This window comes from Pseudoalteromonas sp. 31A1, assembly GCF_011378815.1.
Taxonomy (GTDB): domain Bacteria; phylum Pseudomonadota; class Gammaproteobacteria; order Enterobacterales; family Alteromonadaceae; genus Pseudoalteromonas; species Pseudoalteromonas arctica.
Genome location: NZ_WTKY01000004.1, coordinates 235,562 through 254,823, shown reverse-complemented (window position 1 = coordinate 254,823; position 19,262 = coordinate 235,562). Strand labels below are relative to the sequence as shown.

11 protein-coding genes are annotated in these 19,262 nt (G+C 37.2%); 1 reads left to right on the top strand and 10 read right to left on the bottom strand.

Going from position 1 to position 19,262, the window contains the following annotated elements:
• Position 1 precedes the first annotated feature (1 nt).
• Positions 2 to 2,269 carry a DNA internalization-related competence protein ComEC/Rec2 gene (locus GQR52_RS06510; RefSeq protein WP_165727877.1) on the bottom strand — a complete coding sequence of 756 codons (2,268 nt, stop codon included), beginning with the start codon at positions 2,267 to 2,269 and terminating at the stop codon, positions 2 to 4.
• On the opposite strand from GQR52_RS06510, the gene GQR52_RS06505 reads away from it, so the two are divergent.
• Entirely contained in the window at positions 2,249 to 2,755 is a 507-nt protein-coding gene (locus GQR52_RS06505; RefSeq protein ID WP_007586895.1) for a DUF2062 domain-containing protein, read from the top strand. The genes GQR52_RS06510 and GQR52_RS06505 overlap by 21 nt on opposite strands.
• 121 nt (positions 2,756 to 2,876) lie before the next feature.
• On the opposite strand, the gene GQR52_RS06500 is transcribed toward GQR52_RS06505, so the two are convergent.
• The 9 genes from GQR52_RS06500 to GQR52_RS06460 all read right to left on the bottom strand — a co-directional run bounded on the left by GQR52_RS06500 (position 2,877) and on the right by GQR52_RS06460 (position 19,143).
• Positions 2,877 to 4,616 (bottom strand): DUF3466 family protein, encoded by a 1,740-nt coding sequence (locus tag GQR52_RS06500; protein WP_165727876.1) that lies wholly within the window; start codon positions 4,614 to 4,616, stop codon positions 2,877 to 2,879.
• A gap of 11 nt (positions 4,617 to 4,627) precedes the next feature.
• On the bottom strand, positions 4,628 to 6,541 hold the full coding sequence (locus GQR52_RS06495) for an ABC transporter ATP-binding protein (protein WP_165727875.1): 1,914 nt from the start codon (positions 6,539 to 6,541) through the stop codon (positions 4,628 to 4,630).
• Between the two features lie 15 nt (positions 6,542 to 6,556).
• On the bottom strand, positions 6,557 to 6,796 hold the full coding sequence (locus GQR52_RS06490) for a glutaredoxin family protein (RefSeq protein ID WP_007586898.1): 240 nt from the start codon (positions 6,794 to 6,796) through the stop codon (positions 6,557 to 6,559).
• Entirely contained in the window at positions 6,789 to 8,906 is a 2,118-nt protein-coding gene (rlmKL, locus tag GQR52_RS06485; RefSeq protein ID WP_007586899.1) for a bifunctional 23S rRNA (guanine(2069)-N(7))-methyltransferase RlmK/23S rRNA (guanine(2445)-N(2))-methyltransferase RlmL, read from the bottom strand. The genes GQR52_RS06490 and rlmKL overlap by 8 nt, the downstream gene beginning before the upstream one ends.
• A 91-nt stretch (positions 8,907 to 8,997) precedes the next feature.
• Positions 8,998 to 9,528, bottom strand: a complete 531-nt coding sequence (locus GQR52_RS06480; protein WP_007586900.1) for a cell division protein ZapC — start codon at positions 9,526 to 9,528, stop codon at positions 8,998 to 9,000.
• 117 nt (positions 9,529 to 9,645) lie between these two features.
• Positions 9,646 to 10,656 carry a quinone-dependent dihydroorotate dehydrogenase gene (gene pyrD / locus GQR52_RS06475; RefSeq protein WP_165727874.1) on the bottom strand — a complete coding sequence of 337 codons (1,011 nt, stop codon included), beginning with the start codon at positions 10,654 to 10,656 and terminating at the stop codon, positions 9,646 to 9,648.
• A gap of 120 nt (positions 10,657 to 10,776) precedes the next feature.
• Positions 10,777 to 15,618, bottom strand: a complete 4,842-nt coding sequence (locus GQR52_RS06470; protein ID WP_033027177.1) for an NAD-glutamate dehydrogenase — start codon at positions 15,616 to 15,618, stop codon at positions 10,777 to 10,779.
• Positions 15,619 to 15,826: 208 nt separating this feature from the next.
• Positions 15,827 to 18,148 carry an MMPL family transporter gene (locus tag GQR52_RS06465; RefSeq protein ID WP_165727873.1) on the bottom strand — a complete coding sequence of 774 codons (2,322 nt, stop codon included), beginning with the start codon at positions 18,146 to 18,148 and terminating at the stop codon, positions 15,827 to 15,829.
• Positions 18,148 to 19,143: a YCF48-related protein gene (locus GQR52_RS06460; RefSeq protein ID WP_165727872.1), complete on the bottom strand. Its 996-nt coding sequence runs from the start codon at positions 19,141 to 19,143 to the stop codon at positions 18,148 to 18,150. The genes GQR52_RS06465 and GQR52_RS06460 overlap by 1 nt, the downstream gene beginning before the upstream one ends.
• Between the last annotated feature and the right edge of the window lie 119 nt (positions 19,144 to 19,262).

Below are 19,262 nucleotides of genomic sequence, written 5' to 3'. Positions count from 1 at the left end.
GTCAATCTTTGATAAACCAGTAACTTTCCTGCCCTCTTGCTGTTTCTATAGCCAAATTCTTTGCATAAAATTTAATACTAATTTGCCCTTCAACGCCTGTCGTAAATTGCTGAGCATTTATTTGGTTATACCGTTCAACGACAATGGGCTTGGGGAATTCCCATTGCCCTTTATAGGCACTTGAATGAATGACTACTTGGGGAGCAACGTTATTTATAAAATTAACACTTGAGGATGTATCGCTGCCATGATGCGGGCTTAACATTACTGTACTTTTTAATGATGTATTATCCGCTAATAACGATGCTTCACGCGCTTTTGATATATCACCAGTAAGTAAAACGCTATGAGTATTATCTGATACCCTAACAACGCATGAATCATCATTTTCATTTCCAAACCCTTTTGTACTAAAGCTTTGTACTTTTAATCCAGCAAAATCAATGTTTATGACTTCACATACATTATGTGTATTTTTAGGATGAAATTGTTGTAATGTTTCACCAAAGCCAGCATCTATGAAATGTTGTAATCCTCCAGCATGATCATTATCTTCATGACTTAGAATCGCCGTTTTCACTGTTAAATTATTGGCTTTAATATAAGGCAATAAAATACTTCGCGTACGGCTAAAGCGATTGAAATAACTGGGGCCAAAATCATAAATAAGCACTTGATTATCTTTTTCAATTAATGCCATAAGTCCATGCCCAACATCAAATACATGTAGTTGCCACTTAGACTTTTCTGTTAGCCAATAATTTAATAAAAGCGTTATTGCTGGAATAAAAGCGAGCCATTTATAAGGAAGAAAATAAACCATCAACATAATAATATAAGTAAAAACGACAAATATTGAGTCAATTCTGCCAGTCGTTATCCATCTTAACGATTCTGGTATTTCATTAAGCAATTTAAATAGCACATATAAGCCAGTATCAAACAGGTTTATTAAAATACTTATATCTAAGAAAATACTCAGTAATGTAAAAACAATTAAAAAAGGTAAGATAATAATTGAAAGCAGCGGTATAGCAATTAAGTTTATTATCAAACCGGCAATACTTACCCCATTAAAAAAATAGAGTGAAAGTGGCAATAAACCAATAAATAACGCTATTTGAATAACAAACAGTGAAATAACTTTGTTTTTTATGCGAGTGTTTAATATTGGTAATTTATTAATAACTGTAAAAATGATAGCAACCGCTAAAAATGAAAAGTAGAGACCTGGATTGAGTAAATTAAATGGGTTAACAATAAGAACAATAACCAAGGCAAATAAAATGCTCCGCCAACGCAGCGACTGCTTAGCAAGAAAATACAATAATAAATAACAACCCAGCATGATAAGCGCTCTCGTTGCCGATACTAAAAAGTCACTTAAGTACACATAAACCAAGGCTACTAAAAATCCGCATGAACTGTAATAAAGAGTCAGGTTGAATGATTGCCCGATCGAAGAATTAATTTTTGCAAAAATGAATCGAGTAAATAGATAACCGAAGCTAAAAATCAAACCAATATGTAACCCCGATATAGCAAGTAAATGACTTAGCCCAAGAGATTGCATTAATTGTCTATCAGCGTAGCTCATCAAAGATTTTTCACCGCTAAGCAATGCATAATAGAGCCACTGTAGTTTTGTATCCGTATAAGTGTTTTTAAGGAAGTGTTGATAATCTAAAATTATGCTTTGTTTGTCGCTATTTATAATATTAAGATTTTTATTAAGTACTTTACCTTTAAATAATATTCTACTTATAAAAGCATAACGTTCATTATCAAATACATTAAAATTTTTATTACTACGAAAATGTTTTAAATGAATTAAAGCAGAAAATTCATCACCTACTATTAAAGACTGTGCAGAATTAACACTGAGCATTGCTTTGGGTGCTCTAAAATCCGAGAAATTACTCCCTTCTAATGCCACTATTTTAACTTTAATATATTGAGGTTTTTTGTCAGAAATAACCTCTTCAACAATTAATGTAGAATCAAGTGCATACTTTTCATCCGGTTTTGGTATTTCAAAACTATAAAATAGGTAAAAATGCAGTCCGACAAAGCAAATTGCGCAAATAAAGCCTAACAATACGTTTGAAAACGGCTTAAAATAAGCGCTCATTATTACAATGAAAATTGTGAATACTGTAAATTCGAGAGTTTGATAATAAAATACGGTTGCTATACAGCCAATTACAAACCCAAGACTTATCCACACTGATGTAAATGGTTGCTTTAAATGGCTAAAAAAACGATCCAAAGATTTTTACCTGATCCAAATAAAATTAGACATCATAAATCACTAAGAATATTTGGACGCCTTTTACAAGATGCAAATCTTTGGCATTTAAATAGACGTTCTGCTCGAGGTGCATTTGCAGTCGGGTTATTTTTTGCTTTCATCCCTGTTCCTTTTCAAATGGTTTTAGCAGCAGCCGGCGCTATATTATTTAGAGTTAATTTACCTATCTCAGTAGCACTAGTATGGCTTACAAACCCTCTAACTATGCCACCTATTTTTTATGGCTCATACTTAGTGGGTACATTAATACTTAATCAGCCTGAGCAACACTTTGTATTTGAAGCTAGTTGGTCTTGGTTTCTAGAGAGCATAGAAACTATTGGTCCTGCATTTTTACTAGGTTCGTTAGTATGTGCTTCTATTGCATCAATTATCGGCTATTTTGGTATTGATATTATTTGGCGTCGTTCTGTTAAAAAGGCATGGTTATCGCGAAATAATTAGTAGCGTTAAAGCTAAATAATAATTATAAGATTCATGGCAATCCTAATCTTATAAAATATTATAGACGAAAAAAAACCAACTTTATTAAGTTGGTTTTTTTTATAATCAATATTAGTCAACTTTAAAAGCGAAATATACGTCTTAAGCCAACTAATGGTAATAGCAATAATGTATACCAAGGAAAGCTAGCAGAGTTACGCTCATACACTTCTGCTTCTACTGGAGCACAGTTTTCTACTTCACCATTTGCAATTGGCGTTAACTTAACTGCAACTGCAATACTTTCGTATTCAATTTCACCATTGATATCAGTTACAACACCGCCTAAAGAATCAAGTTTTTCAACTGTCTTAGTCGCAGTACCAAATATTTCATTATTTTCATTGATAGCTGTTGCTTCAACCATTGAGTAAGCGTAGTCAGTTTCGCCATCAGTGTCATAACAAGGCAGTAAATCATTCAAATTAGTGATTTTATCTTCACCAATTTTGTAAATAAAGGCTTCTTTGAGTCGTGAACTATCAGATACACCCACTTCCCCTTCGCCTACAATATATCCTTGATTATTTATATCGTTGCCATAAGAACTTGAACTTGAAAAATAATCAGTTGGAAAAACTGTATTACCTGTTTCGATGTCATGATAGAAGAATTTATTACGAAGAGTACCTTCAATACGCTTTGTCGCATAACCTGTAATTACATCATTATCATTAATAGCGATTGATTTACCAGCCTGCCAATCGTCTTCTTGATTAATAAAGTCAGTGACTGCACCGTCTTTAAAATAAACTGGCATTGTAAGAATCGTATCATCATTTTTGTAATAACGCGTATTTGATGAACCTACAATTGTACCGTTGTTGTTCACTGCTAAAGCAGTACTCGTAAATGCGTCATCTTCCGTTTCACCTTCATCAGGTGTCAGTGCCATACCAAGCTCTTCAACAGAAATAATATTTAACGATTCATCAAGTTCCCACTTAACAGCACGCTTATTGAATACACCAAACGATGAACTCAATAAATTAATGCATACTGATGTTGGTTCGTCTTCATTATCACACCTATCATCAATATCATCTTGCATTTCAACTGGTATACTAGTTGAAACGTTACCTACTACAGTATAACCACTATTTGTTTTAATAATGCCGTTAGCACGACTTGTGCCGCCATATTCATTGAATTCAGGTTCTAACTCAACACTTATACTGCCATCAGCACTTATTACAATCCCACGCTCTATAAATTCATGAGTGAACCATGTTTCTGCTTCATCATCACCATCGGGTGTAAAAGATACTTTGTCATAAGGTGCACTGCCCCAACCAACCGAAACGCCATCTTCACTTACAGCATTAAAAAGGTTAATAGTTGAACGCGTTAAGCCATCATAATCAACAGATGCAACATCAAATAACGGTTGCTCTGTTACTTGTGTGTCATTGTACTTTATGCCAACTAATGAGCTTAATTTTTGATATTCAAAATTTGTAGAAATTGAAGATAAAAAACTAACCATGAAAGTATGTGCATCAGAATTAGTAAGTACTGCATCATTATTTTCAATGTCATCAAGTGTAAAGGTAATCTCTTTATCACTTAAATCAAATGCAGCCTCTGTATTATCGTAGCTATTTTCAATAATATTTTCAGTAAAATCTATATAGCTGATATCAATAGGTAAATTGTATAAACCATTTGCGAAACCAATAATATGCCCGCTTTCGCTTACATCTGTTACATAAGAATATTTAGCGTCTTCAAGAGTCCCTAATTCACTTAACTGGTACGTAGCACTTGTTGCTGAAGTGCTTAATGTCGCTAAAATACTGGCAGCGAGTAATTTATATTTCATTTTAGTCCTTACTACTGATTCTGTAATTCTTCAAGTTCTTCCCAGCGCTCAAGCGCAGCTTCAAGGTCAGACTCAAGTTGTGCCAAATGGTTCAATGCTTTAGTTGTTACATCACTCTCTTGTTTAAAAAAGTCTGAGTCACTAACTACAGCTTGTTGAGCTTCAATTTCAGCTTCTAGTTTTTCCATTTTATTCGGTAGTTGCTCTAATTCAAGTTTTAATTTGTAAGAGAGTTTATTTGTTTTAGCTGCAGGTTTAGCAACTGGAGCGACTACTTTTTCAACTTTTTTTACTGGTTGCTGCTGCGTTTTTTTTTCTTGTTCAGCTAAATAGTTAACGTAAGCCTCATAGTCGCTATAGCCACCTACAATATCTGTAACTTTACCGTTACCTTCAAACGCCCATACACTTGAACATGTATTATCAATAAATTCACGGTCATGGCTTACAATCAGCACTGTACCTTGGTATTGATTAATGATGTCCTCTAGTAACTCTAACGTTTCAATGTCCAAGTCATTCGTTGGCTCATCGAGAACAAGGATATTAGACGGTTTTAAAAACAATTTAGCTAATAGTAATCTGTTTTTTTCACCACCAGAGAGTGCTTTAACAGGGGTTCGAGCACGTGCTGGCGGGAATAAAAAGTCTTGTAAATAACCTAAAACATGACGTGAGCGGCCGCCCATCATCACTTCTTGTTTACCTTCGGCAACGTTATCTTGAACTGTTGCTTCTTCATCAAGCTTTTCACGATATTGGTCAAAGTAAGCAAACTCTAAATTAACACCTTGCTTAGTTATGCCGCGATCTGGTTCTAAATCACCAAACATTAGTTTTAATAGTGTTGTTTTACCAATACCATTTGGGCCTACTAGACCGATTCTGTCACCGCGCATTACCAGTGTAGAAAAATCATCAGCAATAACTTTGTCTTTAAATGCATGACAAAGATTCTTAGCTTCAAATACTAACTTACCAGAGCGATCTGCTGTTTCAATATTAAAGTCAGTTTTACCAACTTGGTCAACACGTTGCTTACGCTCTGTACGAAGCTGTTTTAACTCACGAACTCTACCTTCGTTACGCGTTCTACGCGCTTTAACACCTTGGCGGATCCATGTTTCTTCTTCGGCTAAACGCTTATCGAACAATGCATTTTGGCTTTCTTCTACTTTTAAATCATGGGCTTTTTGCTCTAAGTACGTGGCGTAATCACCAGGGTACGAAATAAGCTTACCACGGTCTAAATCTAAAATACGCGTAGCAACAGCGCGAATAAACGCACGGTCATGCGATATAAATACGATTCCGCCCTTAAACTCTTTTAAAAATTGCTCAAGCCACATGACGCTTGCCATGTCTAAATGGTTTGTTGGCTCATCAAGTAATAATAAATCAGGCTCACTAACAAGTGCACGTGCAAGTGCTACTTTACGTAACCAACCACCAGAAAGAGACTCAAGTTTAGCTTCTGGCGTTAATTCTAATTGTGTTAGCACTAATTGAATTCGGCTATCAAAGCGCCAGCCATCAGCCGCTTCTAATTGATTTGATAAACGTTCAAGCTTGTTTAATAACTTATCAGTACACACTGTTTGCAACTCATTACTTACATGATGAAAATCAATTAGTAAGTTTGCAATCTCAGGCATACCTTGCGCAACGTAATCAAATACAGTGCCATTTGCGCCTTTTGGTGGATCTTGTTCTAAACGAGAAATTCTAATCCCGCCTAGCTGATTTATTTCACCATCATCTAATACAACTTCGCCATCAAGCACTTTTAATAGAGTTGACTTACCCGCGCCATTTCGACCAACAACACACACTCTTTCGCCACTTTCTATAACGGCATCTGCTTTGTTAAGCAAAGCATGCGTACCAAAAGCAAGTTGTGCTTTTAAAATTCTAATTAAATCCATAGTTCTTATTTGCTCTTATTCTGCTTGTGCTAAAAATTCGCGCACAGTGTGTAAAGTAAAAGGCCAAAATAATTGCTCGCCTTTTTCACTTTTTAATACAGGAATAGTAATTTGATACTCAGCTATAAGCTGCTCATCAGTCATAATATCGATTAGTAATAACTCACTCGTATTACTAAGTACCTCAGTGATAAGTTGCTCAGCTTGCTCGCACAAGTGGCAACCATCAGTGTGGTATAAAACCCATTTAGCCATGTGTGATTAACCAGCTATTATGGATTTTTTTATTACGTTTAAAGTCTGGTGATAACGTTTTATCTGAAATATTAATGGCTTTTAAACCTAAACCAATCAGACCAACTTCATCTATCACAAAGCCACGTTTGTTATTAGAGAAAATTAAGGTACCTGATGGGCTTAAAATCTTTTTAACCCACGTTAATAATTTAATGTGATCGCTCTGTACATCAAACGCGTCTTTCATACGTTTTGAGTTTGAAAACGTTGGAGGATCTAAAAATATCAAATCATATTGTGCTGTCGCGTGCTCTAACCATTTTAAACAATCAGCTTGTTCAAAACGGTATCGTGTATTACTAATACCATTTAAATCAAAGTTATCTTGGCCCCATTTTAAGTAGGTCTTTGATAAATCGACTGTAGTAATGGCTTTAGCACCACCAAGAGCAGCATGTACAGAAGCTGTACCTGTGTATGCAAAAAGGTTTAAGAAACGTTTATCTTTAGCATTTTCTTGAATATAACGGCGCATTAAGCGATGGTCTAAAAACAAGCCTGTGTCTAAGTAGTCAAATAAATTAACTTTGAACTTAGCACCAAACTCTTCAACAACCATAGTACGGTTTTGTTTAGACATAGCTGTGTATTGATCTTCGCCCTTCTGCTTTTTACGTACTTTTACAGCAATGTTTTCAGGTGAAATCTCAAGCTGTTGAGCCGTTAAACTTATTACGTCTTGCAGGCGTTTTTCTGATGTTTTTTCATCAATTTCTTTAGGCGCTGCATATTCAAAAATTACAGCAGAGTCACCATAAATATCTACAGCAACATTGTATTCAGGGATATCCGCTTCATAGACGCGATAAGCATCTATTTTATTTTGTTTAAGCCAGTTTTTTAAGCCTTGTTTATTCTTTTTCAATCTATTTGCAAATGATGTTGAGCCTTCAAAATTGAGTGCTTTTTTGTCATCTGTGGTCAAACTTACTTGCTTATCATCTAATTGATATAAGTTAAGCTCAACATCTAATGGGCCATTTTTAAATTTATAACGCTTGAGGCGCACAAGTTTTAAAAGTTTAAATAGGCTCTCGTCCATACCCAATAAGGCAAGTTTCCAGTGATTGAAGTGCTTTTTAAAGCCAACGCCTAAATTACGGTGTAAATCAACAAGCTCAGCCATAGAGCCAATACGCTCACCATAAGGTAAGTTTGAAATTACAACACCCGGTAATTTTGCAACAGCTGTAAGTTTAGTTGCATCACTTTGCTTAAACTTAATCACGTCGTCAAGCTCTGCACGTTTAGCATTATCAATTGCTTTACTTAATACTTGCTCATCGTAATCGTGGCCAATTAACCACAATTTAGGATCAGTAATATTAGCGAGTAACTCTTCTTTAAGCTCTTTAAACTTAGCGGCTCTAAAACTGGGTAAACGCTCAAAAGCAAAACCTTCACGGAATAATCCTGGCGCTTCGTTTCGCGCCATACCGGCAGCTTCTATCAAAATAGTACCCGCACCACAACATGGATCGAATAAAGGCTGTTTTACATTTTCAAGCCAGCCACTTCGCTTAATTAATGCAGCAGCTAAGTGCTCTTTAATTGGCGCTTTACCTTGGCCTTGGCGGTAACCACGTTCTGACAAACGAGGACCTGAATAGTCAATATACATCGATACGCCGTAACGATTTAATCGTGCAACTACGCGCACGTTAGCATCTTGCTTATCAACGTTAGGACGTTGCTCGTATAAATCATTAAAATAGTCAACAATCGCATCTTTGATTACAAGACCCGAAAATTGCGTGTTTTTTAATGAGTCATTGGTACCGTTGAAGTCGACAGCGAATGTTTGCGTAGGTCCAAACCATTCTTGCCAAGGTTGCGAGCGCGCAAAATTATACAAGCTATTTTTGTCATCTACGCCTTCTTTTTCTTCAATAAGCATAAGCACACGCGTTGCAAAACGAGTTGATAAACAAACCTTTTGCGCAAGTAATGAGTCAGCCTCAAAACGAACAGAACCAACAGTTTGCTTAGACACGGTTGCGCCAAGTTCTGTTAGTTCATCAACCAATAAATTTTCGATTCCGATAGAAGTAAGTGCGATAAATTGCAAAGTAATAACCCTTAATAGCTAATTGCGCAGGATTATAACATAGGTTGGGCGACAAACACGCCATAAAGACACGCTTAAGACTTAAATTTGGTTAGGCGGTTTGACTTTGATATTGCTGATTTAGGATGGGGTGGACTCGATTATTCAAAATACGGATTACTTCAAATTGCGCTAAAGATAAGTTTTCGTCTAATTTAAAGGTTTCACTTAAATTCAAACAAATAGATGCATCAGGACAATGCTCTACAATTAAAAAATCACCTGACTGCGCTTTAGATGTTAATTTTACTATTGCCTCTACGCTTGGCTCTGTCCCGGTATATTCTTCAAAAAACCAACTTTTTGCTAAAACGGGTTTTAAGTGATACTTAACAGCAGTAGCATTTAATGATATTTGACAAATTTGAGCCGCAGACCACAATTCAAATCCATCCAGATAATTATAAACTTGTTCGTAAAATGCAGCATCTTCGAGACTAAAACGTGGATTTTTAAAAACAGAATCGGTGAGCTGTCTTAATTTATAAGGCGTGCATAATTGCATGTCGTCATTTAAATCAAGTAACAAACGATTTTTATCAGGACAAGTAATCCACTGCCATTGCTTTGATGCTTGTAACATTTACTCCTCCTTGGGTATGTTGAATAATTATTGCTCAGAGTATAACCGCTTTTGACCATTTTTAAAATGTTTGCTTAGAACATTTAGCTAACGATCAAAAGCTTAGATAACTGATCCTTATAAGCCGTTAACGATCGACTTTACCAATTGTGGACCTTTGTAGATGAACCCAGTATAAACCTGAACTAAATTTGCGCCTGCATCTAACTTTTCTTTTGCAGATGTAGCATCATCAATACCGCCGACTCCGATGATTGGTAGCTTACCTTGTGTTAAGCGTTTTAGCTCACTTACTACCTCTGTAGAGCGCATTCTAACAGGGTGACCTGATAAACCGCCCGCCTCTTGTGCATATTGCTGCCCCATGACTGCGGCTCGCTCAAGCGTTGTGTTTGTGGCAATTACACCATCAATTTTATTATTTAAAAGTGACTCACTTACTTGCTCTATTTGTATTTGATCGAGATCCGGTGCAATTTTTACAAGCATAGCAACTTGCTTATTATGCTTTGCAATTAAATCTAACTGTTCATTTTTAAGACTTTGCAATAAATCATCAAGTGCAGCACCATATTGTAAATCACGAAGCCCTGGGGTATTTGGTGATGAAATATTTACCGTAATATATGAGGCATGCTCAAATACTTTACGCATACAATGAATGTAGTCATCTTTACCTTGCTCGTTAGGTGTATCTTTATTTTTACCAATATTGATACCGAGTATGCCACTGTACTTTGCTGCTTTTACATTTTCGACTAAATTATCAACACCTTTATTATTAAAACCCATACGGTTAATAATTGCGTTTGACTCTGGAAGTCTAAAAATACGTGGCTTGTCATTACCAACTTGAGGACGCGGTGTAACCGTTCCAACTTCAATAAAACCAAATCCCATTTGGCTAAATGCATCTATACATTCTGCATTTTTATCCAGGCCAGCGGCAAGCCCTACTGGATTTTTAAATTCAAGACCTAAAAAGTTTACGGGTTTATCTGAAACACTTTGTGACCAAGCTATATTTAGAGGCGTATTAGCAAAACGACGAAGATTATTAAGTGCAAACTCATGCGCCCACTCCGCATCACGGGTAAACATAAAACGGCGAGCTAAATCATAAAACATCAATATAATCCTCTTTTTAAATTTCAGACAAAAAAATACCTCAGACAAGGCTGAGGTATTGTATAACAATTTTAACAATCAGTTATTTATTTACTAAACAAATAACTGATTAAAGCTAAATTATTTTCCTGATGTATCACAGTTGTGACTTAATAACATAAGTTCACGAAGTGCAACTGAGAACTTAGCAAAGTCGTGGCTTTGTGATGTTTTAAACTCAGCCAACATTTGTTTCCAACGCTGAAGTAATAAATCTTGGCTATCCATCCACTCATCTATTTGACTATCAACATCGCTCTCGTCACCTTCAAAGCTATTTAGCACCACTTCAGATAACGTACGTTGCTGCCAATCAAGCTCTTCACGGTAAGATGAACGAGCAAGTGCTTGCCAATGATTTGCTACTGGTTGCTTAGTTATTTGCTCTAAGAACCAATGCAGACCCATTCTCGCGCCTAGTTTAAAGTAAGTATTCGATACCATCGAAATACTCTTACCTGAATTATTAGCAACCTCAGCTAAATCCATCACAGAGAATAAGCTTGATAACGAAACAATACGCTTAGCTATATCTGCAGGAACGCCGGCATCAATTAACTTATTAGCTTCAATTACAATACGGTCATTTTCTTTTTCAATCATGTATGTATTTAAATTATCGCTTAAATCTTTAAACGTTGGCGCAAAGAATTCAATTCCTTGTTCAATCGTTTGTGACTTATTACGATGACGTAAGAACCAGCGCGTAGTACGGCGAACAGTACGACGAAGTTGGTAAAGCATTTCAGTTTGTACCGCTGCTGGTATTTTATTATCCAGTGCGCTGATAGAAGACCATGTATCACGCATTTCAAATATTTCGCTAGCAATTGAGTAACACATTGCAATTTCAGCTTCGTTGGCACCGGTTTCTTCATGCATACGTACCATGAAGTTTAAACCCATATCATTAACGATACTGTTAGCAAGTTTAGTTGCAATAATTTCTTTACGAAGTGGATGGTTGTTCATCGCATCGTTAAACTTCTCACGTAGAGGACGTGGGAATGACTTCACAAGCAATTGGCGATAGTAAGGGTTTTCAGTAATTTCATCACTTACTAAAGACTCTTTTAATACCATTTTTGCGTAAGACACTAGCACTGAAAGCTCAGGGCGAGTTAAGTCTTTACCTGCGGCTGCACGTTCTGCCAATTCTTCATCACTTGGAATGAACTCAATAGCACGGTTTAACTTACCATCTTTTTCAAGTGCATGAATAAAGCGAATCTTTTCTTTAAGCGTTGAAGTACCTTTAGACTGCGTAATTGAAATAGTATGTGTTTGACGGTAACAGTCTTTTAATACTAATTCAGATACTTCATCTGTCATAGAATAAAGTAGCTCATCACGTTGTTTACGTGTTAAGTCGCCTTCAGCAACCAAGCCATTAAGTAAAATCTTAATGTTAACTTCGTTATCTGAACAGGCAACGCCCCCTACGTTATCAATAAAGTCAGTATTAACACGACCACCCTTAGCTGCAAATTCAACACGACCTAATTGAGTTGCACCTAAGTTACCGCCCTCACCAATTATTTTAGCGCCTAAATCTCTACCATTGATACGTAGTGCATCGTTTGCACGATCCCCTACATCTGCATCAGTTTCTTTAGAGTTTTTAATGTATGTACCAATGCCGCCATTCCACAGTAAATCGAACTCCATCATCAATGAAGCTTTCATTAACTCATTTGGGGTCATACTTGCTTTTTTAGTGCCCAACATTTTTTTCATTTCTGGGCTAAGCGTAATTGATTTAGCAGCACGAGAGAAAACACCACCACCGGCAGAAATTAACTCTTTATTGTAATCTTCCCACGATGAACGCGGCATATTAAATAAACGTTCGCGCTCTGGGTAAGAAGTAGCAGCATCTGGGTTCGGATCAACAAAAATGTGCATATGGTTAAAGGCAACTTGTAAACGAATATGCTTAGATAACAACATACCATTACCAAATACATCACCAGCCATATCGCCTATGGCTACCACTGTAAAGTCAGTCGTTTGACAATCGATATCCATTTCACGGAAATGTCGTTTAACTGACTCCCATGCGCCTTTAGCTGTAATACCCATTTTCTTATGATCGTAACCAACCGAGCCACCTGATGCGAATGCATCGCCTAGCCAGAAATTGTATTCATTAGCTATGCCGTTTGCGATATCAGAGAAAGTAGCTGTACCTTTGTCGGCTGCAACCACTAGGTATGCATCATCTTCATCGTGGCGAACAACATCACGAGCTGGCACTACTTCACCGCGCTCTATGTTATCTGTAATATCTAGAAGACCACGGATAAAGATTTTGTAACACTCTTGGCCTTCTTTTATAAACGCTTCGCGCTCACTAGGTAATTGTTTACATACAAAACCACCTTTAGAGCCAACAGGTACAATTACTGTATTTTTAACTTGTTGCGCTTTAACTAAGCCAAGTACTTCAGTACGGAAGTCTTCACGACGGTCAGACCAACGCAGACCACCACGCGCTACTTTACCGTAACGTAAATGCACACCTTCAACGCGCGGAGAATAAACAAAGATCTCAAACGCAGGAAGTGGAAGTGGTACATCAGGAATTAAGCTAGGCTGTATTTTAAACGAAACATAAGATTTAAACTGACCTGCATCATCTTTTTGGAAATAGTTGGTACGTAGTGTCGCAACAATCATATCTACGTATAAACGTATAATGCGGTCATCATCAAGGTTTGCTACATTTTCAAGTTCTAAGTAAATTTGCGTACTTAACTTTTCAAGTGTTTTAGCACTTGCTGGGCTCTTAACTGAGAACTTTTTAGCAAATAAATTAACAATTTGCGCTGCAATGTTTGGATAATTTGCAAATGTGCTTTCAATGTAACTTTGTGAGAACGTTACACCAATTTGACGCATGTACTTAGCGTAAGCACGTAAAATAGAGGCTTCGCGGCCAGTTAGGCCACCCATTAATACTAAACGGTTAAAACCATCATTTTCAAGGCGGTTGCCCCACACATTTGTTAATGCAGCGCGAAAACGTGCTGAAATTTTATCAAAGTCTGCCATCCCTTTGCTGTCAATAAGCATCGAGAAGTCCATGATCCAGTTAATACGACCATCGCTAGTTTTAACTGAATATGGTGTTTCACCAACAACGCGCAGACCAAAGTTTTCAAGCATTGGCATAACATCAGATAAGTGAATTGGCTCATCTTTATGGAATAAGCTTAATCGTACAATATTACTGTTTGCTTCTTCTTGAGGACGGTAAAACAGCATTTCTAGCTTGTTTTCATCGCTAAGTAGTTCTAACTTTTCAATATCAACAACCGCAGCACTTGGAAGCACTTCGTCTTTGTATGAGCGTGCAAATGCATTACAGTATTTACGATTTAAATCGTTACCACGTGCTTCACCCGCAGACTCTAAAAGTGCAGATTGAAGTTTATCTTCCCACGTACGTGCAGCTTCTACTAAATTGTTTTCGATGTCTTTCACGTTATATTCGATCTTGTTGTCGGTCACACGAACGGTGTAATGAGTACGCGCCAGTGTTGACTCAGAGAAATAAGTAGTAAATTCGACTTTATCGTCAGAATTAAATGCATTAGCTAATATATCTTGCGTTTCACGACGAAGAGCCGTGTTATAGCGTTCGCGAGGAACATAAACCATGCAAGATAAAAAGCGACCATACGCATCTTTACGTACAAACAAGCGACACATATCGCGCTCTTGTACTTGTAAAACACCCATAGCAACTTCAAGTAGCTCACTTTCGCGCGCTTGAACTAGCTCGTCACGTGGGTAGGTTTCTAAAATATTTAAAACAGCTTTGTAAGCGTGTGTACCTTTAGCAAAATCACACATTTCCATAATGCGGTTAATTTTACTCTTTAAAACAGGCACATCAGTAGCACTGTTATTGTAAAAGCTTGATGAGAACAAACCAATAAAGCGGTCTTCACCAATTACATTGCCTTCATCGTCAAAACGCTTAATACCTACGTAATCGATGTAAGCTGGACGGTGAACGCGAGAAACAGAGTTAGTTTTTGTTAGGATCAGTAGGTTGCTGCTGCGTGCTTCTTGGCGGGCAACTTCTGGTAATTCTGATAATAATCGTGTGTGCTCTTCAGTAGAGTTTTTCATCAAGCCAAGGCTTGATTCCATTTTACCTTTTAATTGGTAATCACCTTGAACTGGGCTTAGCTCATATTCACGGTAACCCATTAGGGTAAAGTTATCTTTCGCTAACCAATCTAAAAACTCAGTTGTTTCTGAAACTTCTTCTGTCGTTTTATTATGATGACGTTTAGGTAACTCTTTGGTTACTGCAATCAATTTTTTACGAATTGGCTGCCAATCATCAACAGCAACTGATACATCAACAAGAACCGACTCTAACTCTTTCTTGAAAGACTCAATCACAGAAGAATCTGTTTGACGGTCAATTTCAATAAAAAATACTGTTTTAGTAGATGAGGATTCTTGCTCTGCTTTTAAATTTGATAATCCAGAAATTTTAGCGTTTTCATCGCGCTTAATTTTTAATGGGCAGTGAAGTAATAAGTGAGAGGCGATATTTTCACGAGTCATGGCCATACGAACAGAATCAACTAAAAACGGCATGTCTTTAGTAATAATCTCTACGATTGTATGTGATGACTGCCAGCCATCTTTTGCCACTTCAGGGTTGAAAACGCGGATAACTGCGTCGTCGGTAGTATTTTTTTCTAGCGAGTTCCAAAGGCTTAATGCTGCGCCATATAGGTCACTATCGTTGCGGTTTGCCAAATCCTCTTTAGACATATTGCTGTACAAGGCTTTGGCGAATTTCTCAACGAGTAACACATTATCAGCGCGAACTTTTTTCTGGATCAGCTTACAGACATTATCTAGGATAACCGAGGCTTGGCCTTCATTTCGTGTCATTGTATGTTCCTTAATCTATTACTGCTCAGGAGCAGGAATTTGTACAGCTATTCATTAGCGTGGAGTCAATCAAATTCTAACCCTTTTACAGCTAATAAACAGCCTTTTCGATGAAAACATTTTAAGCATTTCAGCTATTTGGTCATCTATTCACAAATTGTAGATATAAATGGCCTTTACAGGCCATTTAGGAGCAAAATTATTCACATTATTTTTTCTGGTCAGTCCAGAGAAGGCTACCAATAGCGGGTAATAACAACACTGCACCTAACATATTCACTAAAAACATGAAGGTTAACAGTATACCCATATCAACTTGGAATTTAAGATCTGAGAATATCCACGTACTCACACCAATCGCAAGTGTAATACCGGTAAACAATACAGCACTACCACGCTCAACAAGTGCATTACGATAAGCAATACTCAGTGGTACGTTTTGCTTAAGCTGCCCCATCATTGACGACAGTATATAAATACCATAATCAACCCCAATACCAACACCTAACGCAATTACAGGCAGTGTAGAAACGGTTAAGCCTATTTCTAATTGAACCATAAGTGCTTGTGCAAGTGTTGATACAATATAAAGCGGCAATACTACGGCTATTGTTGCTTTTACGCTTCTAAAGCTCATTAGGCATAAAATAATAACGGCACCATAAACATAAAGCATCATTGGTATTTGCGCCTCTGCAACCGACTCATTAGTCGCTGCCATTACACCAACAGGTCCTGAAGCTAATTTAAATGCTAATTTATCAGTGCCCTCTTCTTGCGCAAATTGCTTAACACTCTTAATTACAGTATCTATAGTTTGTGCTTTATGATCATCTAAAAATATAATCACTGGCATAACTGAACAATCACCGTTAAGTAAACCTGTACTAGTTTCAACTCGAGACGTTGACTGCACTAAACTTGCTGAATTTCGTGGCAAGCTTTGCCATTTCAAATTGCCTTCGTTGTAGCCTGCGTTAACCGATTGAGCTACAGAGCTCAAACTTACAGCAGACTGCACACCTGCTACATTCTCTACTTTGTATTGAAAACGGCTTATACGCTCCATCACATCATGCTCAGTACATGCTGCAGGATACGCTTCTACAATTACCTTTAAGATATCAGACGAGATAGTGTACTTGTCTGATATTAAAAACGTGTCTTGATTATAACGAGCATCTTGATGCAGTGATGGCGCGCCTGCATGTAAGTCACCTATACGCATTTTATCTGCTTGCCAGTAACCTAAAGCAAATAGAACAAGGGTAAAACCAATAATCATTTTAGCTACTTTAGGATCAGTCGCTTTAACAAGTAAGTCGCGGATTTTATCAAGCATGTTTGGTTTTGCTGCATCACCAGATTGAATATGTACACTGTTTTCAAAGTTCATGTACGAAGCCCAAACTGGCAATAAGATTAAATTAGTAAATATAATTACTGCTACACCTAAACTCGCTGTAATGGCAAGTTCACGGATAATACCAATATCGATGGTAAGTAATGTTAAGAAGCCTACGGTGTCTGAAAGCAGTGCAATACCGCCTGGCACTAATAAAGCCCTAAAACTTGACTGACAACAAATACGTGTTGTTTTACCTTCACCTACTTTTTTACCAATCGCATTTATCATCTGCACACCATGGCTTACACCAATAGCAAATACTAAAAACGGTACCAAAATAGACATAGGATCAAGGCCAAAACCTAAACTTGAAAGCAGGCCTAATTGCCAAATAACAGCAATAATGGAACATGCGATAGGCAAAATAGTCAGCTTTAAACTGCCACAAAATAGCCAGACCATAATAAAGGTAAAAGCGATAGCAATGGCAAAAAATACAACCACCCCTTTTGCACCTTCCGCTATATCACCAGCCATTTTTGCAAAGCCAATAATATGAATACTTACTTTGTCCGTACTTAAAGGCTCTCTTAAATCACTTTCTAGCTTTTGTGCAAAAGCTAATGTGTCTAATTTTTGTTGTGTTTGAGGATCAGTTTCTAAAAGTTGAGCAGTTACCATTGCACACGAATAATCGCTGGCAATCATACGTCCTACAACTTTTGCTTTTTCAATGTTTTCCTTTACTACACCTAAACCACGCTTATCTGCTTTAAAGTTAGCAGGAATAATTGGGCCACCGGCAAAGCCATCCTCCACTACTTCAACAAAACGAGCACTGGGTGAAAATATTGAGTTAACTAATGGACGATTTACGCCAGGAATGAAATAAAGCTGATCGTGAACCGCTTTTAATTGAGTAAAGAACTCTGGATTAAATATATCACCACTGTCATCACACACTGAAATCAAAATACTGTTTGCACCACCAAACTGCTTTTCATGCTTGGTATACACTTTCATATAATCGTGGTTTAACGGAATATTTTTATTAAACGATGCATCTAATTGAATTTGAGTCGCTTTGAATACAAGTAAACAGCTTATAAGTGCAAAACTTATAAGCATAATTAAGCGATGTCTAAAAATCGCCTTTTCAATAAAATCGAGTAGTTTATGCATTAAGGGGTTAACTCCTTCACTTTAATGCCATCTTCTGTAGCCATAATCAGCCTGTTATCTAATATTACACCATCAAGAATCGCTTTACCGTCAGCAAGCTGCTCATGGGTGAGTAACCCATCTTGAAGATGAAAAATAACGCCACTGTTGGCAAGCATAAGCCATTGTTTGTTATTATAATTAATGATGTTGTTGATCGTCGCTGTTTTAACATTTTCGAAATGCTGCCACTGCTGTTCACCATTTTGCTTTGCAAAAACATTACCTCGAAGCCCTGCCACAATTTCTTGTGTGCTATCTGATGCAACTGCAAAGAATGAACCAGGATAAATTTCTTCTATCCTTTGCCAAGTTTGACCATCATCAATGCTTCTGGCCATCAAGCCCATCTCACCAACCAGCATTAAACCATTATCTGTTTTTTCGATTCGATTAAAGTGCGGTAAAATTGAAGCAGTTTCGGCTTCGTATCCTTCGGGGTCATTTTCTTTTAAATCGTTCAAGTAATCACGATCATCACTAAATAATAGCGAATCTAAAAAGCGTTTTTGCCAATGTTTACCACCATCGGTGGTTTGATAAAACATGCCATATGCGCCCACTGCAAAACCTTTTAAATCATCTTCAAATAGAATATCTAAACATGGTTTGTCTAATTTTGGTTGTACTTGTTGTAGTTGCCAATTAACACCACCGTCAGTACTATTTATTATTGTTGCATCGTGGCCACACGCCCATCCATTATTTTCATTACTAAAATCAACGGCAGTTAATAGCACTTGAGTTGGGACTAGCTCAGCTTGTTGCCATTTATCACCCGAGATACTTTTAATAACAGTACCGTGTTTACCTACTGCAATTAGACCATTGCCTGTGTTGGTTATGTCGGTGAGTAAGGTTTTAGCTGCATTTGTTGCACTGATTGCATTGCTAGGGGCTTCTTGTGCAACACTCGCACCGCTTATTATCAGGCTGGCATATACCAAATACTTCATAAATTTTAATCGCCTTGTACGAGAGAGTTGTTTGTCTTTTTACTGGGGAAAGCGTTGCGCGCTGTAAGACAAACGCGATGAGAAAGGAAAAGGCACTTAACAAATTGTTAAATGCCTAG